The organism is Cellulosimicrobium sp. SJTW-1, assembly GCF_047716875.1.
GTDB classification, from domain to species: domain Bacteria; phylum Actinomycetota; class Actinomycetes; order Actinomycetales; family Cellulomonadaceae; genus Cellulosimicrobium; species Cellulosimicrobium funkei.
Genome location: NZ_CP136680.1, coordinates 3,037,518 through 3,060,171, shown reverse-complemented (window position 1 = coordinate 3,060,171; position 22,654 = coordinate 3,037,518). Strand labels below are relative to the sequence as shown.

The window sequence follows — 22,654 nt, the reverse complement described above, 5'->3', positions numbered from 1 at the left end:
GAAATGCCGCCGCGGACCCCGGGGCCGGGGCCCGCCGTCGATAGACTCGCCGCGCCAGGAGGACGGATCGAGGAGGTCGGCTGTGCGGGTGCTCGTGACCGGCGGCGCCGGCTTCATCGGGGCGAACTTCGTGCATCGCACGGTCGAGACGCGGCCCGACGCCGCGGTGGTCGTGCTCGACGCCCTCACGTACGCGGGGGACGCGCGGTCCCTCGACCCGGTGCGCGACCGCGTCGAGCTCGTCGAGGGCGACGTCGCGGACGCCGACCTGGTGGACCGGCTCGTGGGCGAGGCCGACCTCGTGGTCCACTTCGCCGCGGAGTCGCACAACGACAACTCCCTGCGGGACCCGTCCCCGTTCGTCCGGACCAACGTGCTCGGCACGTTCACCCTGCTCGAGGCGGTGCGCCGCCACGACGTGCGGCTGCACCACGTCTCGACGGACGAGGTGTACGGCGACCTCGAGCTCGACGACGTCGCGCGCTTCACGGAGACGACCCCGTACAACCCCTCGTCGCCCTACTCCTCGACGAAGGCGTCGAGCGACCTGCTGGTGCGGGCGTGGGTGCGCTCGTTCGGCGTGCGCGCGACGATCTCGAACTGCTCGAACAACTACGGGCCGTACCAGCACGTCGAGAAGTTCATCCCGCGGCAGATCACCAACCTGCTCGACGGCGGGCGTCCCAAGGTCTACGGGGCGGGCGCGAACGTGCGGGACTGGATCCACGTCGACGACCACAACGACGCGGTGTGGGCGATCGTCGAGCGGGGCGCCGTGGGCGAGACCTACCTCGTCGGGGCGGACGGCGAGCGGTCCAACCTGCAGGTCGTCCAGGACCTGCTCGAGATCTTCGGCCGCGACCGTGACGACTACGAGCTCGTCGCGGACCGTGCGGGGCACGACCTGCGCTACGCGATCGACGCCACGCGGCTGCGGACCGAGCTGGGGTGGGAGCCCGCCTTCAACTCGTTCGGCGACGGTCTCGCCCGGACGGTGGACTGGTACCGCGAGCACGAGGAGTGGTGGCGCCCGGCGAAGGCGCGGACCGAGGAGCGGTACGCGGCGGCCGGGCAGTAGCACGCGCAGCAGCCGTCGCCGTCGCACGCGGTGCACCCGCGGATAGGGTGGGTCGCGTGAGCACCGACCTCTCCCACCTCATCAAGGCGTACGACGTCCGCGGCACCGTCCCGGACCAGCTGAACCCGGAGGTGGCCCGGGCCGTCGGCGCGGCGTTCGCGCGGGCCGTGGTGCTGCCGGAGGCCCCGGCCGGCACGCGGGCCAGCGCCGTGCTGGGGCACGACATGCGCGACTCGGGCCCGGAGCTCGTCGACGCGTTCGCCGCGGGGCTCACGGCCGCGGGGGTGGACGTGACGCGCATCGGGCTGTGCTCGACGGACGGTCTCTACCACGCGTCCGGGGTGCTGGGCGTCCCCGGGGCCATGTTCACCGCGAGCCACAACCCCGCCGTCTACAACGGCATCAAGCTGTGCCGCGCGGGCGCGCGCCCGGTCGGCCAGGACACGGGCCTGATCGACGTACGGACCCTCGCGGAGGGGTACCTGGACGGCGGTCTCCCGCCCGCTGCCGAGGAGCCCGGCACCGTCACGGACCGCGACATGCTCGCGGAGTACGCGGCGTTCCTGCGCGGCCTCGTCGACCTGTCGGGCATCCGTCCGCTCAAGGTCGTCGTCGACGCCGGCAACGGGATGGGTGGGCACACCGTGCCGGCCGTGCTGGGCACGGGCGCGGGACTGCCCGCCCTGCCGCTCGACGTCGTGCCGCTCTACTTCGAGCTCGACGGCACGTTCCCGAACCACGAGGCGAACCCGCTGGACCCGAAGAACCTCGTGGACCTGCAGGCGGCCGTGGTCGAGCACGGGGCCGACCTCGGGCTCGCGTTCGACGGCGACGCCGACCGCTGCTTCGTCGTGGACGAGCGCGGCGAGCCGGTCTCCCCGTCCGCCGTCACGGCGCTGGTCGGCCTGCGGGAGGTCGCGAAGGAGCTCGAGGCCGGGCGCACCCCCACGGTGATCCACAACCTCATCACCTCGCGCGCCGTCCCCGACTTCCTCGGGGCGGCCGGCGCGCGCACGGTCCGCACGCGCGTGGGCCACTCGTTCATCAAGGCGCAGATGGCGGAGCACGACGCCGTGTTCGGGGGCGAGCACAGCGCCCACTACTACTTCCGCGACTTCTTCTTCGCGGACACCGGGATGCTGGCGGCGATGCACGTCCTGGCCGCGCTCGGGTCGCAGCCGCACGCGCTGTCCGACCTCGCGGAGATGTACGAGCCCTACGTCGCCTCGGGGGAGATCAACTCGACCGTGGCGGACGTCCCGGCGGCGCGTGCGCGCGTCGTCGAGGCGTACGTGACCCAGCAGGGGGCCGGCCCGGTCGAGGTCGACGAGCTCGACGGCCTGACGGTCTCCCACTGGGGCTCTCACCCGCAGTGGTGGTTCAACCTGCGGGCGTCCAACACGGAGCCGCTCCTGCGGCTCAACGTCGAGGCCGCTGACGAGGACATCATGGAGAAGGTGCGCGACGACGTCCTGTCGCTCGTGCGCACGGACGACGACGAGGAGCGAGCATGAGCCTGCAGATCGACCCCTGGGTGCGCGAGGCGCTGCGGTGCCCGGTGACGGGCGCCCGCCTCGTGGACGGGACGAGCCCCTCCGGCGAGCCGGAGCTGCACTCGACCGACCCGGGGCGTCCGCTCGCGTACCCCGTGCGCGACGGCATCCCGGTGCTGCTGGAGGACGACGCGCGCGAGCTCTGAGGGCACCGCGTCCCGCAGCACGACCGAAGGCCGGCCCCCGCCAGGGAGCCGGCCTTCGGCGTCGGGCACCGAGGGTGCCCGCACGGCTGCGGCGAACCGGGACCGCAGCCCGTCCGGGACGGGCCCTGCCGGGCCCGTCGGAGCGCGGGTGGTCGGGGCGTCAGACGCCCGCGGCCTCCTTGAGGTCGTCGACGAACGTCGGGTTCTCCTCGAGCCACGCCTCGACGGCGGCCTGCTCGTCGGCGTACTCGTCGGAGTTGAACATCATGTTCTCGAGCGAGAACAGCTGCTCGTCGTCGAGGGAGAACGCGCCGAGCATCTTCGTCAGCGTCGGGTAGCGCTCCTCGAAGTCGGACGAGCCCCACATGTGGATCTTCTCCGCCTCGCCGAGCGCGCCCTCGGGGTCCTCGAGGTCGCGGACGGGGAACTCGTCGTAGGCCCAGTGCGGGCGCCACAGCGTGACCGCGATGTTCTCGCCGCTGTCGGTCGCGCCCTTGAGCTCGGCGAGCATCGCGGGGGTGGAGGAGATGGAGTAGTCCATGTCCTCGAGGCCGTAGGTGGGGATGACCTGGTCCTGGGTGATCTCGGTCAGGCCGGCGCCCGCCTCGATGCCGACGAGCTTGTTGCCGTACTCGTCGGACATGGCCGCGAGGTCCTCGAGGGACTGCGCGGGGGAGTCCTCGTTCACCGCGATGGTGAGCTTGGCGTCGTCGTACCAGTAGCCGAGGTCGGTGATCTCGCCGCCGTACTTCTTCTCGTACGACGCGTGCGTGTAGGGCAGCCAGACGTCGAGCGTGAGGTCGAAGTCCCCGCCGACGAGGCCGGTGTAGACGACGCCGACGTCGGCGGTCTGCGTCGACACGTCGTAGCCCTCGTCCTCGAGGATGGTGGTCCACAGGTGGGAGACGGCGATGCCCTCGTCCCAGCCGGACGGGATGCCGATGGAGACGGACGTCTCGTCCTCGCCGGTGGAGGAGGCGCCGTCGCCGGAGCCGCCCGAGCCGGAGTCGGACGCGCAGCCGGTGAGCGCGAGGCCGAGGACGGCGGTCGCGGCGACGGCGGCGGTGCGGGTGGTGCGCTTGCGTGCGGGGGTCATGCGTTCCTTCCGTGGGCCGGGGGGCCCGGTCGGGGTGCCCGACGGCGGGTGCGTGGGGCGGGGTCCCGGCGTGCGGCCGGGGACGGTGGGTGGCGCGGTCAGACGCGCGCCGCGGCGAGGGCGCGCGCCACGGGGGCGCGGTCGCCGAGCGCGGAGGTCACGCGGTCGAGGAACATCGCGAGGATGACGACGGCGAGGCCTGCCTCGAACCCGAGCGCCACGTCGACGCGCTGGAGCGCGGCGACGACGTCCTCGCCCAGGCCGCCGGCGCCGACCATGCCGGCGATGACGACCATGGAGAGCGAGAGCATGATGACCTGGTTGACGCCCGCCATGATCGTGGGCAGGGCGAGCGGGAGCTGGATCTGGCGCAGGATGCGGCCGGGGGTCGAGCCGAACGCCTGGCCGGCCTCGACCACCTCCTTGTCGACCTGCCGGATGCCCAGCTCGGTGAACCGGACGCCGGGGGCCATGGCGAAGACGATCGTCGCGATGATCCCGGGCACGGGCCCGGTGAGGAAGATGACGACGGTCGGGATGAGGTAGACGAACGCCGGCATGGTCTGCATGAAGTCGAGCACGGGCCGCACGACGGCGGAGACGCGGTCGTTGCGCGCGGCCCAGATGCCGAGCGGGATCGCGATGGCGATCGCGAGGACGGCGGACAGCAGGACGAGCGCGAGGGTGTCCATCGCGTTGTCCCACTGGTTCACGCCCGCGATGAGGACGAAGCCGACGAGCGTGCCGACCGCGAGCCGCCAGCCCTTGACGAAGAACGCCAGCGCGGCGAGGGCGATCGCGACGACCCAGAACGGCGGGCCGGAGAGCACGGCGTCGAGCCCGTCGTAGACGCCCACGAGGACGTCCTTGATGAACCGGAAGAGCGGGCGGAACGTGGTGGTGACCCAGCCGACGAAGGCGTCGACCCACTCGCCGAGCGGGATGCGGGGGACGAGGGTGTCGTTCACGCGGCACCGCCTTCCGTCGGGGCGGCCGCGAGCGGGGCGGAGCCCTCCGCCGGCGCGTCCTGGACGACGGGCGTCTGCCCGAGGTCGATCTCGCCGGTCTTCGGCTGGTCGCCGGGGACCATGGCCTCGAGGAGCGTGACGCGGGGGACGACGCCGACGAGGCGGCCCTGCTCGTCCGTGACCGCGACGGGCAGCGGCGACTCCGCGGCGGGGGCGAAGACCTCCGCGAGCGGGGTGTCGGGGGAGACGGGCGCGACGCCCTGGCGCACGAGGCCGTCGAGGCTGTCCTGGCCCTTCTTCAGGGCGGCGACCGCGTCCTCGTCGCGCACGACGCCCTGGAGGCGGCGCTGGCGGTCGACGACGTACGCGGCCGAGACCTGCGCCTCGCGCATCGTGCGGCTCGCCTGGCGGGGACCGCCGGAGAGCGGGACGACGACGGCGGGGCGCACCATGACGGACGACGCCGTGAGGACGCGCGTGCGGTCCACGTCGGCGACGAACTGGGCGACATAGTCGTTCGCGGGGTCGGACAGGATCTGCTCGGCGGTGCCGATCTGCACGATCCGGCCGTCGCGCATGACGGCGATCCGGTCGCCGAGGTGCATCGCCTCGTTGAGGTCGTGCGTGATGAAGACGATCGTCTTGCCGAGCGTCTGCTGGAGCTCGAGGAGCTGCTCCTGCATCTCGCGCCGGATGAGCGGGTCGAGCGCGGAGAACGCCTCGTCCATGAGCAGGACGTCGGTGTCGGCGGCGAGCGCGCGGGCGAGCCCGACGCGCTGGCGCATGCCGCCGGAGAGCTGCGAGGGCAGGGAGTCCTCCCAGCCGCCGAGCCCGACGAGGCCGAGCGCGGTGCGGGCCTTCTCGCGGCGCTCCGCCTTGCCGACGCCCTGGATCTCCAGGGGGTAGGCGGCGTTGTCGAGCACCGTGCGGTGGGGCAGGAGCGCGAAGTGCTGGAAGACCATCGACACGTGCTTGCGGCGCAGCGCGCGCATCTGCTTGGCGTCGGCCTGGGCGAGGTCGGTGCCGCCGAGCAGCACGTGCCCGGACGTCGGCTTCCACAGCCCGTTGAGCATGCGGATGAGCGTCGACTTGCCGGAGCCCGAGAGGCCCATGACGACGAAGATCTCGCCCTGCTTCACGTCGAACGACGCGTCGATGACCGCGGCGGTGCCGAGCGGCTTGACGTCGTCGCGGCTCGCGCCCTGCTCGAGGCGGCGGATCGCCTCGACGGGGCGGCGCCCGAAGACCTTGTAGACGTCGCGGACCGAGAGCGCGGTCGCGCGGTCGTCGGTGCCGACGGTCGCGGCGCCGGCGTGCGCGGCCGGGTCGGTCGGCACGGGTGTGCTGAGAGCTGTCATGCGGTGGGTGTCGCCACCTTCCGGTCGTGGACCAGCGTCACGCCCCTCCGGAGCACCCGGGTGCGGGCGCTCGACGAGAGGGCACGGCAGGAGGCCCCGGGTGCGAGGACGTCCTCCCTGGGGTGGCGCGTCCGGCCGGTTGCCCCCGCAGGGGCCGGCGCACACAGGGCCTCACGCTGATCCGATGTCAATCGGTTCGCGCCCACCCTGCCTGATTCGAGGTTCAACTTCTACCCAGGACCCCCGCACCGGGGGCGATTCCAGGACGATTCTTGACCGAGCATCGTTGGAATGGTGCGGATGACGGCGGAACCGGGATCGTTATCCCTTCGTGATCTTGAGATGGTCAAGCGTTCGTGTTACGCGCGCGCCCGGGCGCGCGCGCCGGACGAACGGTGGTGCTCCGGGACCGGGCGGTCCGCGCCCCGGCCGGACGGCGTCGTCCTCGGTAGGCTGGTGCCGGGCGGGCCGCGGTCCCGTCCCGCGCGGACGGGAGCCCCCAGCGCAGCAACCGACCAGTCATCGGCAGCCACCGCGGAGCCGGCACCACCGGCCCCGCCGGCACCGAGAACGCACAGGAGAACCATGTCCACCACAGCGCAGGCCCCGACCTCCGGCGCCACCCCCGGCTTCGACGAGATCCCCGGCCGGTACAAGGTCCGCGACCTGTCCCTGGCCGAGGCGGGCCGCCACCAGCTCCGCCTCGCCGAGCACGAGATGCCCGGCCTCATGGCGCTGCGCGCCGAGTACGGGGAGTCGCAGCCGCTCGCGGGCGCCCGCATCGCTGGCTCCCTGCACATGACCGTGCAGACGGCCGTCCTCATCGAGACGCTCGTCGCGCTCGGCGCGCAGGTGCGCTGGGCGAGCTGCAACATCTTCTCGACGCAGGACGAGGCGGCGGCCGCCGTCGTCGTCGGACCGCACGGGACGCCCGAGGACCCGCAGGGCGTCCCGGTGTTCGCGTGGAAGGGCGAGAGCCTCGAGGAGTACTGGGACTGCACCGAGCAGATCCTCGTGTGGCCGGGGGACGAGTCGCCCAACCTCATCCTCGACGACGGCGGCGACGCCACGATGCTCGTCCACCTGGGCCTGCAGTACGAGCGCGCGGGCGTCGTCCCGCCGGACACGCTCCCGGGCGAGCCGGACCACACCCACGAGATGAACGTCGTGCGCGGGGTGCTGCGCCGCGCGCTCGAGGCCGACCCGCTGCGCTGGACGACGATCGCGCAGGAGATCCAGGGCGTCACCGAGGAGACGACGACGGGCGTGCACCGCCTCTACCAGCTCGCCGAGTCGGGCGAGCTGCTCTTCCCGGCGATCAACGTCAACGACTCGGTCACCAAGTCGAAGTTCGACAACAAGTACGGCATCCGCCACTCGCTGCCCGACGGCATCAACCGCGCGACCGACGTCCTCATGGGCGGCAAGGTCGCGTTCGTCGCGGGCTACGGCGACGTCGGCAAGGGCGCGGCCGAGGCGTTCCGCGGCCAGGGCGCGCGCGTCATCGTGTCCGAGGTCGACCCGATCTGCGCGCTCCAGGCCGCGATGGACGGCTACCAGGTCGCCCGGATCGAGGACGTGCTCGGCGAGGCCGACTTCTTCATCACGACCACGGGCAACAAGGACGTCATCCGCGCCGAGCACCTCGTCGCGATGAAGGACAAGGCCGTCGTCGGCAACATCGGCCACTTCGACAACGAGATCGACATGGCCGGCCTCGCCGAGGTGCCCGGGGTGTCGCGCACCGAGATCAAGCCCCAGGTCCACGAGTGGACGTTCGCGGAGCCGGGCCCCGACGGCCAGCCCGCGGGCCGCTCGGTCGTCGTGCTCTCCGAGGGCCGCCTGCTCAACCTCGGGAACGCCACGGGCCACCCGTCGTTCGTCATGAGCAACTCGTTCTCGAACCAGGTGATCGGCCAGATCGAGCTCTACGAGGACGCGACGGCCGCCGCGCGCGAGGGGCGCGAGCGCGCCTACGCACGCCAGGTCTACCGTCTGCCCAAGGTGCTCGACGAGAAGGTCGCGCGCCTGCACCTCGACGCGCTCGGCGTCCGGCTCACCGAGCTCTCGCCGTCCCAGGCGGACTACCTGGGCGTCCCCGTCGAGGGGCCGTACAAGCCGGAGCACTACCGCTACTGAGCACTGCCCCGAGTCGTCCGGCACGCGCCGAGGAGGTCGCATGGACCCGTCGTCCGACGAGCGCACGCCGGTCGTGCCCTCGCCCCCCGCGGGCGAGGGCACGACGGGGCCGGCCGACGAGGTGCGCGACGAGCCGCCGCCCGGCCGGGTGCGGCCGCTGTGGCACCGCGTGGGCGACCGCTGGGAGCGCGAGCCCCCGCACGACCTCCTGTACGGCGCGATCGTCGCGGGGTTCGTCATGGCGGTCTCCAGCGTGCACGCCCCGACGGGCGACCGCGTCGTGCTCGCGACGACCCTCGTGGCGGTGGGCTACTGGCTCGCGCACTGCTACGTGGACGCGGTGAGCGGACGCTTCCACGACACCGGGCACTCGCTGTGGGGCCGCACGGTCGTCGCGCTGAGGTCCAACGTCGGGGTGCTCCTCGGCGCGCTCCCCGGGATCGTCGTGTACCTCGTGGCGCTCGCGGCCGGGCTCGACGCCGAGGGCGCCGCCCTCGTCGCGGTGTGGTTCACGGTCGTCCTGCTCGGCGTGGTGGGGTTCCTCGCCGCGTACCGCGCGGGGGCGCGCGGAGGCCTGCTGGTGGGAGAGACGCTGCTCGCCGCGGCGTTCGGCGGCGTGGTCATCGCGGTCAAGTACCTGCTGCACTGACGGGAGGCACGGGGGTTGTCCCCACCGGGGTGCGGCGGACGCCACCCTGTCGTCGCCGCACGCGCGCGCCCAGACTGGCACCATGACTGCCGTGACCCCTGACCAGCCGAGCGTCGTGCCCGCGGGCGATCCCTCGCCGGGCGTGCCCGACGCGGTCGTACCGACGCCGCACCCCTCCGCGGTGCCGTCGTCGCCCGCCGCGCCGTCGGACCCCTCGGCGTCCGCCGTGGCCGCCGCGCCCGGGGTCCCGGGCGCGTTCGCGGGCTCGCAGCCCGACCCGCGGTACGTGGACCACCGCGAGCGGGTCGGCTTCGCGCGCGCACCGTTCGCGGGGCGCACGTGGCGCGAGTACGGGTACCTCTCGCTCGCGCTCCTGCTGGCGCCCTTCGCGTTCTCCTACGGGCTGTTCTCCGTGGTCTTCCTCGTCGCGATGATCGTGCCCGTCCTGGGCCTCGTCGTCGCGGGGTGGGTCGTGGTCGGCGGGCGCGGCTGGGGCTCGATGTACCGGTCGCTCGCGCGGTCCCTGCTCGGGGTCGACGTCGCCGCCCCCGCCCCGTACACGCGCCGCCGCGGCTTCTGGAGCACGCTGTGGAGCGGGATCGGCGACGGCACGGGGTGGCGGGCCGTGCTGTTCCTCCTCGTGACGTTCCCGCTCGCCATCCTGTCCTTCGTCGTGAGCACGGTCTTCCTCGCCGTCGGGCTGGGCGGCATGACGCACTGGATCTGGTCGCGCTGGCTCCCGCTGCAGCAGGCCGCAGACGGGTCGTGGCACCGCGGCGCGCAGTTCGGCGTCGACTGGTACGTCGACACCCCGGCGCGCCAGCTCGGCCTCGTGCTCGTCGGGGCGCTCTTCCTCTGGGTGTGGCCCCACGTCACGCGCGCGTTCGCGCACCTCTTCCGCGTGCTCACCGTGGCGCTGCTCGGCCCCACGCTGTCCAGCCTGCGCGTCGCCGACCTCGAGGAGTCGCGCGGCCGCACGGTCGAGGACGCCGACGCGAAGCTGCGCCGCATCGAGCGCGACCTGCACGACGGCACCCAGGCGCGCCTCGTCGCCGTCGCGATGCAGCTCGGCGAGGCCAAGGAGCAGCTCGCGGCGGGCGGCGACGCGGGCGACGCGCTCGAGCTCGTCGACCTCGCGCACTCGTCGACCAAGGAGGCGCTGGTCGAGCTGCGCGAGCTCGCGCGCGGCATCCACCCGCCGGCACTCGACAACGGCCTCGCGGTCGCGCTCGAGACCCTCGCGGCGCGCTCGCCGCTGCCGGTGACGGTCGACGTCGACCCGGCCGTCGAGGCGTCCGGCCGGCTCGCCCCCGCGGTCGAGTCGATCGCGTACTTCTGCGTCGCCGAGCTCGTGACGAACGCGGTCAAGCACGCGCGCGCGTCGGGCGTGTACGTGCTCGTGGAGCGCCAGGGCGGCGGCCGGGGGGCCCGCCTGCGCCTGCGGGTGCGCGACGACGGCCAGGGCGGCGCGCGCGTCGTGCAGCCGGGCTCCGACGGTCACCGCTCGGGGCTCGCCGGCCTCGCGGAGCGCGTGCGCTCCGTGGACGGCTCGCTCGAGCTCACGAGCCCCGTCGGCGGGCCGACGGTCGTCACGGTCCTCCTGCCCGTCCGGGTCTGACGTGCTGCGCACGGACGGGACGGTCCTGCCCGGGCGGCGGGGCGGCGTCGGGCAGGATGTCCCCGGGGCACCGCGCCCGCCCGGGCCGCCCGGCCCGCCCGACCGGAAGGACACCATGCGGCTCGTCATCGCCGAGGACTCCGCCATCCTGCGCGACGGTCTCGTCGCGCTCGTCACCCGCCGCGGCCACGAGGTCGCGGCGGCGGTCGCGGACGGCGACGAGCTCGTCGCGCAGGTCGCGCGGCTCGCGGCGCAGGACGCGCTGCCGGACGTCGCCGTCGTCGACATCCGCATGCCCCCGACGTTCACGGACGAGGGGCTGCGCGCCGCCCTCGCGCTGCGCGCGGCGCACCCCGACCTCGGGGTGCTGCTGTTCTCCCAGTACGTCGAGACGCGGTTCGCGAGCGAGCTGCTCACGGGCGGGGCGCGCGGCGTCGGCTACCTCCTCAAGGACCGGGTCGCGGACGTCGGCGAGTTCGTCGACGCGCTCACGCGCATCGCCGCGGGCCAGACCGTCCTCGACCCGGAGGTCGTGAGCCAGCTCATGGGCGCGTCGCGGTCCGACGACGGTCTCGCGCGCCTCACGCCGCGCGAGACCGAGGTGCTCGAGCTCATGGCGCAGGGCCGGTCGAACTCCGCCATCGCGGAGGCCCTGTTCCTCTCGTACGGCGCGGTCGAGAAGAACGTCACCTCGATCTTCGGCAAGCTCGGGCTCCCGCAGGACGCCGGCGACCACCGCCGCGTCCTCGCGGTGCTGCGCTACCTCAAGGTCTGAGCGGCTCTCAGAGGGGCTCCAGGTCTCAGCGGCTTCAGGTCCGAGCGGCGGGGGACAACCCCCCGGAACCTGGGTGGACGACCGCCACGCGGTCGGGGGACCGTCCCGTACCGGGACGAAGGGGATGTTTCGAGACTGGTGAGCACCGGGAGACCTCCCGGACCCGCCGACCGAGGAGCATCCCGTGGCCGTCCTGTCGCCACCCCCCGCCCGACCCCGCGCGTCGTCGCCCGTCCTCCCGGCCGCGCGCCGGACCGGGGGCGGCGGCCCGCCCGCCCCGCGCCCGGACCGGCCCGGCGCGGCGGCCGCGGCGGGCGAGGGACCGCGTCGCCCGTCGCGCGACGTGTTCGTCGACGCCGTGCGCGCCGTGGCGACCCTGAGCGTCCTCACGGTGCACTGGCTCATGGCGGACGCGACGTGGGACGGCGAGCAGCTCCGGATCGGGAACGCCCTCGCGCACGGCGCCGGGTGGGCCGTGACGTGGGTGCTCCAGGTGCTCGCCCTGCTGTTCTTCGCGGCGGGCGCCTCGGCGGCGTACGGGCTGCGGCGTGCCGGCGGCCCTGGCGGGACCGCGGCCCGGGGCCGGGTCGTGACCCGCCCGAGCGCCGTCGCCGACCTGGCCGACGGCGTCCGCCTCGCGAGCGCCCGGCTGCCGCGCCTGCTGCGGCCGGTGGCCGTCTTCGTCGGGGCGTGGGTGGTCGCCGTCGGCGTCCCGCTGGCCGTCGGGCTCCCGGCCGACGCCGTCCGCTCGCTCGCGACGCTCGCGCCGCAGCTCCTGTGGTTCCTCGCGGTCTACCTCGGTCTCGTCGTGCTCACGCCGCTCCTGCGTCGGGCGCTGCACGCCGCCGGCTGGTGGGCCGTCGCCGGGCTCGCGGCGGCCCCGCTCGTGGTCGAGGCCCTGCGGTTCGGCGCCGGGCTCGAGCGGCTCGCGCTCGTGAACGTGGTGCTCGTGTGGGCCGTGCCCTACGCGGTCGGGCTCCTCTACGCCGACGCCCGCTCGGGCCTGCGGGTCGTGCGCCGGGGCCGCGTCGTCCCCGTCGCCGTCGTGCCGCGGTCCCGCGTGCTCGTGGCCGTCGGGCTCGCCGCGGCGGCCCTCGCCGCCCTGCTCGTCGCCGTCGGGCCCTACCCGGTCTCGCTCATCGGCATGCCGGGCGACGCGATGTCCAACCTCGGGCCGCCGACCGCGCCCGTCGTGCTGCACGCCGTCGCGCTCGTCGCGCTCGCGCTCGCCGCGCGGAGACCGCTCGTGCGCTGGGCCGACGGCCGGGGGCGGTCCGTCGTGCGCGGTCTCGCGCGGCGCTCGATGACCGTGTACCTGTGGCACCTCACCGCGATGGTGGTCGTGGTCGGGGTCGTCCTCGTGGTGCTCGGGCAGGAGCTCCCGGCCGTGGGCGGCGCCGACTGGTGGGCGAGCCGGCCCGTCTGGTTCGGCGCGTTCGCCGTCGTGCTCGTCGGGATCGCGCGCGTCGTCGGGCGCTTCGAGGACGCTCCGACGGGCCGCCGCGCGCGTCAGCGCGTCGGGTCGGGCACCGAGTAGGGGAGCCGGTGGAGCAGCTCGGCCTGCTCCCGCGCGGCGGCCTGCGCACGGTGGGCCGTCGCGCGGTCCCGGTCGCGGCGCTCGGTGAGCACGGCGAGCAGGAACGTCTCGGGGTGGGTGCCGGGCGGCGGGCCCGGAGCGACGTACCGCTCGACCTGGCCCGCGAGCTCCTGGCCCAGCCGCGCGCGCGACGCCGGGTGCAGGCGGTCGGCGCGCCCGAGGAACTGCCGGGCGGCCAGCGCGAGGCCGTCCGGCAGCCGGCGCATGTCCGCGTGCGCGGCCCACGCGGCGAGGTAGGGCGGCATCGCGAGCGGGGCGAGCGTCGGTCGCCCGCCCCGCACCCGGATCGCGTACGTGCCCGCCGCCATGTCGCCGAGCCGCTTGCCCTTGTCGTTCGTCAGCGACGCGACGAGCGCGACCGAGCCGAACGTGAGCCAGATCTCGCCGACCCCGACGAGCGCCCGCAGGAACGCGTGCCGGAACCGGACCGGGCCGCCGTCGTCGCGCACGACCCGGATGCCGAGCGCGAGCTTGCCGAGCGAGCGCCCGCGCGAGAGCGTCTCGACCGTCGTCGGGATGACGACCATGACGAGGACCGAGAACGCGATGAGGATCGCGGTGACCAGGTCGAGCTCGAGCGAGCCCAGCGAGGCGCCGAGCACGAAGAGCGTCGCGACGAAGAACACGAGCACGACGAGCAGGTCGAGCGCGAGCGCCAGCCCGCGCGTCACGAACGACGCCGGTCGCGCGTCCAGGACCACGCCCTCGCCGATCACGATGCCCTCGCGCACGCTCGCTCCCGTCCTCGCCGTCGCGGGTCCTGCCCGCCCGTCGGTCGGCGCACCGGCGGCACGCCCCGTGTGGCAGGGTATCGGTCGTGGACCTCGACGCCTTCACCGACGTGCACGGCGCGGAGTGGGACCGCCTCGACGCGCTCGTCCGCCGCCGCACGCTCGACGGCGCGGAGGCCGACGAGCTCGTCCGGCTCTACCAGGCCGTCGCGACGCACCTGTCGACCGTGCGCTCCGTCGCGCCGGACCCGGTGCTCATCTCGCGCCTGTCCGTGCTCCTCGGGCGCGCCCGCACGCGCATCGCGGGCGCGCACGAGCCCGCGTGGCGCGACGTCGTGCGGTTCCTCACGGTGTCCCTCCCGGCCGCGCTCTACCGGATCCGGTGGTGGTCGGTCGGCGTGACCGCCGCGTGCCTCCTCGTCGCGCTCGTCGCGGGCGTCTGGGTCGCGACCACGCCCGAGGGCCTCGCCTCCATGGGCCCGCCCAGCACCCAGGAGGAGTACGTGAACGACGCGTTCGCGTCCTACTACGACCCGGGCGTCGACTTCGCCGCCGTCGTGTGGACGAACAACGCGCGGATCGCGGCCTTCTGCGTGGGCCTCGGGATCACGGGGGTGTTCCCCGCGTGGGTCCTGTTCCAGAACGCGGTCGGCATCGGCTCGATCGGCGGCATGATGGCCGCGCACGGCGAGCTCGCGCTCTTCCTCCAGCTCATCGCGCCCCACGGGCTGCTCGAGCTCATGTCGATCTTCGTCGCCGGCGCCGCCGGGCTGCGGATCTTCTGGGCGTGGATCGACCCCGGCCCCCTGCCGCGCTCGCGCGCCCTCGCGCAGGAGGGCCGGGCGCTCGTCACCGTCGCGATCGGCCTCGCGATCGCGCTCGCGGTCTCCGGCGTCATCGAGGGCTTCGTCACCGGGTCGGAGCTGCCGTGGTGGCTCAAGATCGTGATCGGGGCGGTCGCGCTCGCGGCGTTCTGGGTCTACACGATCGTGCTCGGCCGCCGCGCGGTCCGGGCCGGGGAGACGGGCGACCTCACGGCCGACCACGCGGGCGACACCGCGCCCGTCGCGGCCTGACCCGCGACGCCTCAGCCGTCGACGACGACGCGCGCCCGCGCGTCCGGCCACCCGCACCGCACCCAGTCCTCGGCGCGCGCGACGACCTCGTCGCGCACCGCGGGATCGCGCAGGCGGTCGGCGAGGCTCGGCGCCTCGCCGCCGGGCGCGCCGGGGCCGCTCCGTGCGCGCAGCGGCCGCACCTCGACGTGCACGACGACGTCCGTCCCGTCGGCCGGGCGCGTCCCGTCGGCCGGGTCCGCCGCTCGGGCGCCGCGCGCGGCCGGGGCCGCTGCTCGGGCGCTGGGGGTGCCCGGGTCCGCTGCTCGGGCGCTGCGCGCCGCCGGTGCCGCCCGGCGGGCCGTCCAGGCGCCCGCGACGCGGCCGTCGACGAGGACCGCCGCCGCGACCTGACCGTTGACGCTCACGACGCTCGTGACCGGCAGGTCCCCGAGGACGCGCGTGCGGTCGTCGTGGGACAGGAGCAGGTTGTCGAAGTCGCCCGCGAGGACCACGGGCACGGGCTCGTCGCCCGGCGGGCGCGGCGCGTCGGGCAGGTCGAGGAGCTCGGTGCCGGCCGGGCCGGTGAACGTCACGAGCTCGGGCCGCAGCACGTCGACCGCGGCGCGCAGCCGGGTCAGGCCCGCCCAGCGCTGCGCGTCGGCCACCGACGCCGGGCCGAACGCCGCGAGGTACCGGCGCACGAGCCGCACGCGCGCCGCGAGCGTCGCGTCCGGGTCCGTGGCGTGCGCGACGGCGTCGAGGGCGTCGTCGGACCGCCCGAGCCAGGCCTGCGCCGTCGTCCAGGTGGTCGTCGTGCCCGCGCCGCTCGCGCCCCACAGGCCGCGGGGCGGGACCTGCACGAGCGGGAGCAGGCAGCGCGCCGCGTACGCGAGGTGCTTCGGGTCGACGTCGGGCCACCGCTCCGCGAGTCGCCGCCCCAGCTCGACCGACGTCAGCGGCTCCGCGAGCAGGTCGCGCGCCGCGCGCTCGAGGTCGTCGAGGTCGACGTGCGCGAGCGCGGTCCCGTGCTGGTTCCGCGACCGCAGGTAGGTCGCCAGGCCGGGGCGGGCGAGCGCCGTCAGCTCGAGCGCGTCGTCGGCCGCGACGAGGTGCACCGTGCCGCGCAGCGTCGCGACGCGCACCACCTGGCGGTCGAGCAGGCGGTCGCCCAGGTCGTCCGGCGCGAAGCCCGCCAGGCGCGACCAGAGCGCCGGGTACGGCGACGACGGGACCTGCGACTGCAGGCCGACGAGGTGCCGCACCTCGTCCAGCACGGTCGCGTCGCGCGGGTCCGCGAGGTGCTGGCGCGCGAGCAGCGCCCGGTTGAGGTCGTCGTGGCTCAGCCGCGGCCCGAACCGCTCGTCGGCCATCGGCCCGTCAGGACAGGACGATCGCGAGCGCCGGGACGAGGAACGTCGCGAGCAGCGCCACCACGACGATGATCGCGACGCGACGGTTGCGCCGGACGCGCTGCCGGGGATCGGTCGGCTGCCAGGCCACGGGAGCCTCCTGAGGTCGGGATGGACGTGCTGGACGACCCTACCTCCCGCCCCTGACGGTCGGGGGAGAGGGCCCCTGCACCACCTCCCGCGAGGTAGAGCCGTGGTTCCGCGAGGTAGCGCGGTGGTTCCGCGAGGTAGCGCGGTGGTTCCGCGAGGTAGAGCGGTGGTTCCGCCAGGTAGAGGCGTGGTCGCCCAGGGTGGGCCTGCCCACGCTCGGAGGGACGACGACGTCGGGCCACCTCAGACGGGTTGCGCGCCGACCGGACGGTCGTGGCGCCCGACAGGGCGCTTCTGGTGGCCCGGCGCCGCAGACGGAGCCGGGATCCCTGCTCGGCGAACCCGGGCACCCTCGTCCCGTGAGACCTGGCCTCTACCTCGCGCGGCCTCGGCTCTACCTCGTGGGACGACGCCTCTACCTCGTGAGACCGGGCCTCTACCTCGTGCGACCGTGGCTCTACCTCGCGCGACCACCGGCTCCGGCTCGGTGGCCCCCGGCGGGGGCTCAGAGGCGGCCGGCCGCCTTGAGCGCGAGGTAGGTGTCGGCGAGGCGGGGGGCGAGGTCGTCGGGGAGGGCGTCGACGACCTCGACGCCGCGCTGGCGCAGGACCGTCGTCACGGCGGCGCGCTCGATCTCGCCGCGCGCGGCGGCCGCGGCGTCGTACACCTCGGCGGTCCCGGTGCGGTCGTCGCGCAGGGCGGCGACCTCGGGGTCGCCCGCCGCGGCGAGCACGACCTGGTGCTTGGCCGTGAGCTGCCCGACGACGGGCAGCAGGCCGGACTCGACGGCGGCGGCGTCGAGCGTCGACAGGAGCACGACGAGCGCGCGCTGCGACAGGCGCTCGTGGACGGTGCCGACGAGGCCGGGCCAGTCGGTCTCGAGGAGCGCGGGCTCGAGCGGCGCGAGGGCGTCCGCCATGGCGGGCATGAGGCGCGGCCCGGCGGCCCCCGCGACGCGCGAGCGCACGGTGCGGTCGTAGGCGACGAGCTCGACGCGGTCCCCGGCGCGCCCCGCGAGCGCGGCGAGCAGGAGCGCCGCCTCGATGCTCGCGTCGAGGCGCGGCGCGTCCCCGACGCGCGCCGCGGACGTGCGGGACGTGTCGACGACGATGAGCACGCGGCGGTCGCGCTCGGGCCGCCACGTGCGCACGACCATGTCCCGGCCGCGCGCCGACGCGCGCCAGTCGATCGAGCGGACGTCGTCGCCGAGCACGTACTCGCGCAGCGAGTCGAACTCGGTGCCCTCGCCGCGCACCTGCACCGCGGCGCGCCCGTCCATCTCGCGCAGGCGCGCGAGGCGGCTCGGGAGGTGGCGTCGCGACGCGAACTCGGGGAGCACGCGCAGCCGCCCGGGCACGGGGATCGACGCCTGGCGCGCGGCGAGCCGCAGCGGGCCGAACGAGCGGATCGTCACGCGGTCCGCGACGCGCTCGCCGCGGCGCGTCGGGACGAGCACGGTCGTCACGCGCGTCGCCTCGCCGGGCGGCAGGTCGACGTCGTGCCGGTTGACCTGGGTCCCCGCGGACGGCGGCCACGCGTCGCGCACGAGCGCGCGCAGCCGCCGCGGGGCGAGGTTCGTCAGCGTGAGCCGGGACGCCGTCGCGTCGGTGAGCCGCACGGAGCCCGCGACGCGCCGCTCGATCGCGACACGCCGCGGGGACGCCGCGAGGGCCGCGTCGAGCGCGCACAGCGCGACGACGAGCAGCGTCCACACGAGCACCGTCCCCGGCACGGGGACGAGCAGCACGGGGACGATCCCGAGCGCCGCCAGCACGACGGCGCGCCACGTCAGGGCCACGAGCGACGCCTCAGCGGGGGACGGGGACGGACGCGAGCACGGTGTCGAGCACGCTCTCGGCCGTCACGCCCTCCAGCTCGGCCTCGGGCCGCAGCTGCACGCGGTGGCGCAGCGTGGGGTGCGCGAGGGCCTTGACGTCGTCCGGCGTCACGTAGGAGCGGCCCGAGAGCCACGCCCACGCGCGCGACGTGGCGAGCAGCGCCGTGGCACCGCGCGGGGACACGCCGAGGGACAGCGAGGGGGAGTGGCGCGTCGCGCGGCACACGTCGACGGCGTAGCCGAGCACCTCGCGCGCGACCTGGACGCGTGCGACCTCCGCGCGGGCGCGGTCGAGCACGTCGCGCCCGGCGACGGCGCGCACCCCGGCGCCCGCGAGGTCGCGCGGGTTGAAGCCGGCGGCGTGCCGTGCGAGCACCTCGACCTCCTGCTCGCGCTCCGGCAGCGGCAGCACGACCTTGAGCAGGAAGCGGTCGAGCTGCGCCTCGGGCAGCGGGTACGTGCCCTCGTACTCGACGGGGTTCTGCGTCGCGATGACGAGGAAGGGGTCGGGCAGCGGGCGCGGCGTCCCGTCGACCGAGACCTGCCGCTCCTCCATGGCCTCCAGGAGCGACGCCTGGGTCTTGGGGGGCGTGCGGTTGATCTCGTCGGCGAGCAGGAGGTTCGTGAAGACCGGGCCCTCGCGGAACGAGAACTCGGCGGTCCGCGCGTCGTACACGAGCGAGCCCGTGACGTCGCCGGGCATGAGGTCGGGCGTGAACTGCACGCGCTTCGTGCCGAGGTCGAGCGACGCGGCGAGCGTGCGCACGAGCAGCGTCTTGGCGACGCCGGGCACGCCCTCGAGCAGCACGTGGCCCTTGCAGAGCAGCGCGATGAGCAGGCTCGTCACGGCGCCGTCCTGCCCGACGACGGCCTTGCCGACCTCGCTGCGGACGGCGGCGAGCGCCTGCCGCAGCTCGGGCGACGGCGCGGGCGGGGCGTCGTGCACCGGTGCGGGGGTCGGGGTCGGGGCCGGCGTGGCGGGCGCATGGCCCTGGGCGTACGGCGCCTGCGGGGCGGGTGCCTGCGGTCCGGGCCGGTGCGCGGGCTGGCCGGCGGCCGCGCTCACGCGGTCGGCGGCGCCCGGGTCCTGGGCGGGCGGCGCGTAGCGGTCGGGCTGCGGCACGGAGCCGTCGGGGTGGTGCGTCACGAGTGGTAGACCTCGCTCTCGATCCGGTCAAGGTGACGCGCGAGCTCGAGCAGCGCCGCGTCGTCGGCGGGTGGTGGTCCGTACAGGAGCTGGGCGACCTGGTCGCCCGGCCGACCCGTCGCGCGGGCGACGGCGTCGACGACGGTGGGGGCGTCGGCCGAGCGGGGCAGGCCGAGGCGGTGCGCGAGGCGGTCGGCGGCGCTCGCGCGCAGCCCCGCGGCGGCGTGGCCGCGCGCCCCGGCGCGCCGGTAGAGGCGGCCGCGACCGCGCGTCGTCTCGGCGGCGCGCACGATCACCGGCAGGTCCTCCGTGACGAGGGGGCCCAGCCGGCGGCCGCGCCACAGCACGACCACGAGCAGCACGACGAGCGCCTGGAGGGCGACGACGCCGAACCACGGCGGCAGGGACAGGCCGGGGGTCGTGCTCCCGTCGTCGGCGAGCGACGTGTCGAACGGGTCGGGCACGAGCCACACGAGTCGGTCGTGCGCGCCGAGCGTCCAGAGCGCGAGCGCGGCGTTGCCGTCCTCGGTGACCGAGTCGTTGCGCAGGACGGCGGGCGTGTCCACCGCGCGCACCGTGCGCCCGTCGGCCTCGTGCACGAGGTAGGCGCCCAGGGACGGGTCGTCGGGGGAGGGGAAGCAGAGGACGGTCGCGTCGTCGAGCGCGACGAAGCCGACACCGTCGGAGCGGATCGAGCCCGCGGCCTGCGCGGCCGGGTCCGCGCAGCGCGCCGGTCGTGCCGACCCGCCGGAGCCCCAGTCGTACGCGAGCTCCGCGCCGCCGTCGGTCGCGGCGGCGAGCAGGTGGTCGGGCGGCGCGACGAGCACGAGGTCGGCGGGGGTCCCGACGAGCGCGTCCACCTGCTCGTCGAGCAGGTAGTCGCCCTGCGCGACGAGGAGCGTGCCGCCCTCCTCGGCGGCGCGCACCGCGTCGGCGACCGTGCGCACGTAGGTGACCTCGACGCCCTGGTCGCCCAGCACCTGCGCGACCGCGCGCGCCCCGGCGGGGCCCGGGTTGTCCGGTGCGAGCGGTGTGGCCGACGTCGCGGGCCGCGCGAGCGCCGTCAGCCCGGCGAGCAGCAGCAGCGCGCCGACGACGGCGACGGGCCAGCGCGCCCGGCGCCAGCGGCTGCGGGCCCGCGAGCGGGCGGTCGTGCCGTCGCCGACGACGGGCACGTAGGCGGTCGTCACGGCCCGCGGGTCGCCCGCCGCGCCCGCGGAGGGCGCCGCGCCGGGCGGTACGGAGGACGTCGTCGGGGCGCTCATGCGCCGTCACCGGGCGCGGACGCGGCGAGCTCCGCACGGAGCGCGGGGCGCGTCGCGAGCGTCCGCTCGTCGAGCGCGCGCAGGAAGGCGTCCGCCTCCGGGCCCACGGTCACGGCGCCGTACGCGACGTCGTCGAACAGGTGCGCGCCGCGCTCGAGCCCGTCGGCGACGTCGGGCAGGCGCTCGCCCGCCGTCCGCGCGGCCTCCCACGCGGTCCGTCCGGGACGCGGGTCGAGGACCGCGCGCTCCTCCAGCGAGCGCACGACGCCGCGGAAGCGTTCGAGCGCGGCGGTCGCCCAGTCGGCGCGCGCCGCGGCGGCGTCGGCCGCGGCGCGCATCTCGGCCGCGGTGCGCGCGTCGTCGTCGAGCACGACCACCGAGGCCTTCGCCCGGCGCGACAGGCGCACCGGACCGGCGACCCAGTAGGCCACCGCCGCGACCAGGGCGACCGCCACGACGACGACCACCGCCGTCAGCGGGCCGCCGAGGTCGAGCGTGGGCGCGCCGTCGAACAGTCCCTGGAGCCACTCGAGGAACCGCTGCAGGAGCGACGGGTCCGTGCGGTACTCCGGCCCGGCGAGCTCGCCGACGAGCCACCGCCGGGCCTCGTCGGCGCCGGGCTGCACGGGCACGTCGGCCGCGAGCGACCGCACGGTCATGCGGGCGGCTGCTCGCTCGCCGCCGCGGCGAGCTCGACGTCCAGGCCCTCGCGGCGCATGCGCACGTCGATGTAGAGCAGGGCGACGATGCAGCCCAGGAAGACCGAGGTGAGGATCATCGAGAGCGCGACGCCGATCGCCTGCACGAGGTGGTACAGGAAGGTCTGGCCCGCCATGAGCAGGAACGACGCGGCGAGGCTCGCGGGGTACGCGACGATGCCGGAGACGAAGCTCATCGCCACGAGGGCGAGCAGGTAGATGCCGAACAACCGCCAGAAGCTGCCGCGGGTGAGCAGCCACGCCCGCTTGACGGTCCGCCAGAACGGCTGCCCCTCCAGCGCCAGGGCGGGAGGCACGAGGCCGGTCCGCGTCCCGACCCAGACGAGGAGCACGGGCCAGGCGAGCAGGGCGACGACGATGAGGAACGCGCCGAGCCCCTCGGAGACCGCGAAGCCCGCGACGACGAGGAGCGTGGCCAGGCCGAGCGCCACGGACGCAGCCAGGCCCGTCAGCAGGGGGAACGCGATGAGGAACCACGTGCGCCGTCCGACCTGGGACCAGACCTCGCCGACGCCGGCCTTGCGCCCGATCGCGGACTGGCCGACGGAGACCGTGAGGAGACCCGCGATGATCGGCGCGGCGAAGAACGTGGTCACCTGGATGCCGAGGGAGCTCGCGAGCGTCGTGGCGAAGCTCTCGTCGAAGCCGGGGAAGGTGGCCTCGTCCAGCACGACGTCGAAGTACTGGGCGACGTAGCCGGAGAACGCCCAGCCGAGGAAGGTGCCGAGCAGCGTCGCCACCACGACGACGAGCGCGCTCATGCCGAGCACGACCCGGGGGTTGTGGCGGATCGCGCCGAACGCGCCGTCGAAGATCTCGCCGAGCGAGAGCGGGCGCAGCGGGATGATGCCGGGCTTCGCCGCGGCCGGCGCGTAGGGCGCGCCCGCGAGGCCGGGCGGCGGGCCGTAGCCCGGCGCGCCGTACTGCTGCTGCCCGTACTGGCCCTGCCCGAACTGCTGCTGGCCGTAACCCGGCTGCTGGCCGTACCCCGGCTGCTGGCCGTATCCGGGCTGGCCGTACCCCGGTTGCTGCTGGTCGTACCCCGGCTGGCCGTACCCCGGTTGCTGCTGGCCGTACCCCGGCTGCTGGCCGTAGCCCGGCTGTCCCGGAGCGGCGCCGGGCGCACCCCACGCGCCGGGTGCGGGCGGCTGGTCCGTCGGCGGGTGCTGACCGGGCTCCTGGCCGGGCGCGTACTGGCCGTACCGCGGCTGCGGCGCCGACGAGCCGGGCGCACCGTAGCCGGGGGCGCCGTACGAGGGCGCGCCCCAGCCGCTCGTGTCGCCGCCCGGACCGGGCGCGGCGGGCGGCGTGGGGCCGGGGGCCGCCGTCGGGTCGGGCGTGGCACCGTCCGGCGTGCCGGAGGTGTCGGGTGTGCTCATGTGCTCGTGGTCCCCCGCGATCGGCTCGGGCGTCGGTCCAGG

General features: G+C 75.4%; 20 protein-coding genes. 9 read left to right on the top strand and 11 right to left on the bottom strand.

Going from position 1 to position 22,654, the window contains the following annotated elements; translation table 11 throughout:
- The first annotated feature begins 82 nt into the window (after positions 1-82).
- The 3 genes from rfbB to RSE42_RS13825 are packed head-to-tail and all read left to right on the top strand — an operon-like array spanning position 83 to position 2,777.
- Complete coding sequence (gene rfbB / locus RSE42_RS13835; RefSeq protein WP_415296646.1) at positions 83-1,078, top strand: dTDP-glucose 4,6-dehydratase; 996 nt, start codon at positions 83-85, stop codon at positions 1,076-1,078.
- Positions 1,079-1,134: 56 nt separating this feature from the next.
- Positions 1,135-2,592: a phosphomannomutase/phosphoglucomutase gene (locus RSE42_RS13830; protein ID WP_085387526.1), complete on the top strand. Its 1,458-nt coding sequence runs from the start codon at positions 1,135-1,137 to the stop codon at positions 2,590-2,592.
- A complete protein-coding gene (locus RSE42_RS13825) occupies positions 2,589-2,777 on the top strand; it encodes a Trm112 family protein (protein WP_021479800.1) in 189 nt (62 codons plus the stop codon). The genes RSE42_RS13830 and RSE42_RS13825 overlap by 4 nt, the downstream gene beginning before the upstream one ends.
- A 160-nt stretch (positions 2,778-2,937) precedes the next feature.
- Here the strand turns inward: RSE42_RS13825 and RSE42_RS13820 are convergent, their stop codons facing one another.
- The 3 genes from RSE42_RS13820 to RSE42_RS13810 all read right to left on the bottom strand — a co-directional run bounded on the left by RSE42_RS13820 (position 2,938) and on the right by RSE42_RS13810 (position 6,199).
- On the bottom strand, positions 2,938-3,873 hold the full coding sequence (locus tag RSE42_RS13820; protein WP_034651706.1) for a glycine betaine ABC transporter substrate-binding protein: 936 nt from the start codon (positions 3,871-3,873) through the stop codon (positions 2,938-2,940).
- 98 nt (positions 3,874-3,971) lie between these two features.
- On the bottom strand, positions 3,972-4,841 hold the full coding sequence (locus RSE42_RS13815) for an ABC transporter permease (protein WP_061267508.1): 870 nt from the start codon (positions 4,839-4,841) through the stop codon (positions 3,972-3,974).
- Positions 4,838-6,199, bottom strand: coding sequence for a quaternary amine ABC transporter ATP-binding protein (locus tag RSE42_RS13810; RefSeq protein ID WP_081895783.1), 1,362 nt, complete (start codon positions 6,197-6,199; stop codon positions 4,838-4,840). Before RSE42_RS13810 ends, RSE42_RS13815 begins: the two co-directional genes overlap by 4 nt.
- Positions 6,200-6,784: 585 nt before the next feature.
- On the opposite strand from RSE42_RS13810, the gene ahcY reads away from it, so the two are divergent.
- The 5 genes from ahcY to RSE42_RS13785 all read left to right on the top strand — a co-directional run bounded on the left by ahcY (position 6,785) and on the right by RSE42_RS13785 (position 12,917).
- Entirely contained in the window at positions 6,785-8,338 is a 1,554-nt protein-coding gene (ahcY, locus tag RSE42_RS13805; protein WP_370512506.1) for an adenosylhomocysteinase, read from the top strand.
- A gap of 40 nt (positions 8,339-8,378) precedes the next feature.
- Positions 8,379-8,987, top strand: coding sequence for a hypothetical protein (locus RSE42_RS13800; RefSeq protein WP_034651704.1), 609 nt, complete (start codon positions 8,379-8,381; stop codon positions 8,985-8,987).
- 82 nt (positions 8,988-9,069) lie between these two features.
- A complete protein-coding gene (locus RSE42_RS13795) occupies positions 9,070-10,605 on the top strand; it encodes a sensor histidine kinase (RefSeq protein WP_415296641.1) in 1,536 nt (511 codons plus the stop codon).
- Positions 10,606-10,720: 115 nt separating this feature from the next.
- Entirely contained in the window at positions 10,721-11,380 is a 660-nt protein-coding gene (locus tag RSE42_RS13790; RefSeq protein WP_034651737.1) for a response regulator transcription factor, read from the top strand.
- A gap of 184 nt (positions 11,381-11,564) precedes the next feature.
- Positions 11,565-12,917 (top strand): acyltransferase family protein, encoded by a 1,353-nt coding sequence (locus tag RSE42_RS13785; protein WP_415296639.1) that lies wholly within the window; start codon positions 11,565-11,567, stop codon positions 12,915-12,917.
- Here the strand turns inward: RSE42_RS13785 and RSE42_RS13780 are convergent.
- Positions 12,890-13,708, bottom strand: a complete 819-nt coding sequence (locus RSE42_RS13780; protein ID WP_034654446.1) for an RDD family protein — start codon at positions 13,706-13,708, stop codon at positions 12,890-12,892. The genes RSE42_RS13785 and RSE42_RS13780 overlap by 28 nt on opposite strands.
- A gap of 86 nt (positions 13,709-13,794) precedes the next feature.
- Here RSE42_RS13780 and RSE42_RS13775 point away from each other — a divergent pair, with 86 nt between their 5' ends.
- On the top strand, positions 13,795-14,784 hold the full coding sequence (locus RSE42_RS13775; RefSeq protein WP_396052412.1) for a stage II sporulation protein M: 990 nt from the start codon (positions 13,795-13,797) through the stop codon (positions 14,782-14,784).
- Positions 14,785-14,795: 11 nt separating this feature from the next.
- Here the strand turns inward: RSE42_RS13775 and RSE42_RS13770 are convergent, their stop codons facing one another.
- The 7 genes from RSE42_RS13770 to RSE42_RS13740 all read right to left on the bottom strand — a co-directional run bounded on the left by RSE42_RS13770 (position 14,796) and on the right by RSE42_RS13740 (position 22,612).
- A complete protein-coding gene (locus RSE42_RS13770; RefSeq protein WP_415296637.1) occupies positions 14,796-16,136 on the bottom strand; it encodes a winged helix DNA-binding domain-containing protein in 1,341 nt (446 codons plus the stop codon).
- Between the two features lie 7 nt (positions 16,137-16,143).
- On the bottom strand, positions 16,144-16,266 hold the full coding sequence (locus RSE42_RS13765; RefSeq protein WP_255179365.1) for a hypothetical protein: 123 nt from the start codon (positions 16,264-16,266) through the stop codon (positions 16,144-16,146).
- A gap of 504 nt (positions 16,267-16,770) precedes the next feature.
- Positions 16,771-18,063, bottom strand: a complete 1,293-nt coding sequence (locus RSE42_RS13760) for a DUF58 domain-containing protein (RefSeq protein WP_085387531.1) — start codon at positions 18,061-18,063, stop codon at positions 16,771-16,773.
- A 10-nt stretch (positions 18,064-18,073) separates the two neighbouring features.
- On the bottom strand, positions 18,074-19,048 hold the full coding sequence (locus RSE42_RS13755; RefSeq protein WP_034656053.1) for an AAA family ATPase: 975 nt from the start codon (positions 19,046-19,048) through the stop codon (positions 18,074-18,076).
- A gap of 197 nt (positions 19,049-19,245) precedes the next feature.
- Positions 19,246-20,514: a DUF4350 domain-containing protein gene (locus RSE42_RS13750; protein ID WP_232322743.1), complete on the bottom strand. Its 1,269-nt coding sequence runs from the start codon at positions 20,512-20,514 to the stop codon at positions 19,246-19,248.
- Positions 20,511-21,173, bottom strand: a complete 663-nt coding sequence (locus RSE42_RS13745; RefSeq protein WP_085387532.1) for a DUF4129 domain-containing protein — start codon at positions 21,171-21,173, stop codon at positions 20,511-20,513. The genes RSE42_RS13750 and RSE42_RS13745 overlap by 4 nt, the downstream gene beginning before the upstream one ends.
- A complete protein-coding gene (locus tag RSE42_RS13740; RefSeq protein WP_415296633.1) occupies positions 21,170-22,612 on the bottom strand; it encodes a hypothetical protein in 1,443 nt (480 codons plus the stop codon). Before RSE42_RS13740 ends, RSE42_RS13745 begins: the two co-directional genes overlap by 4 nt.
- Positions 22,613-22,654: the final 42 nt, after the last annotated feature.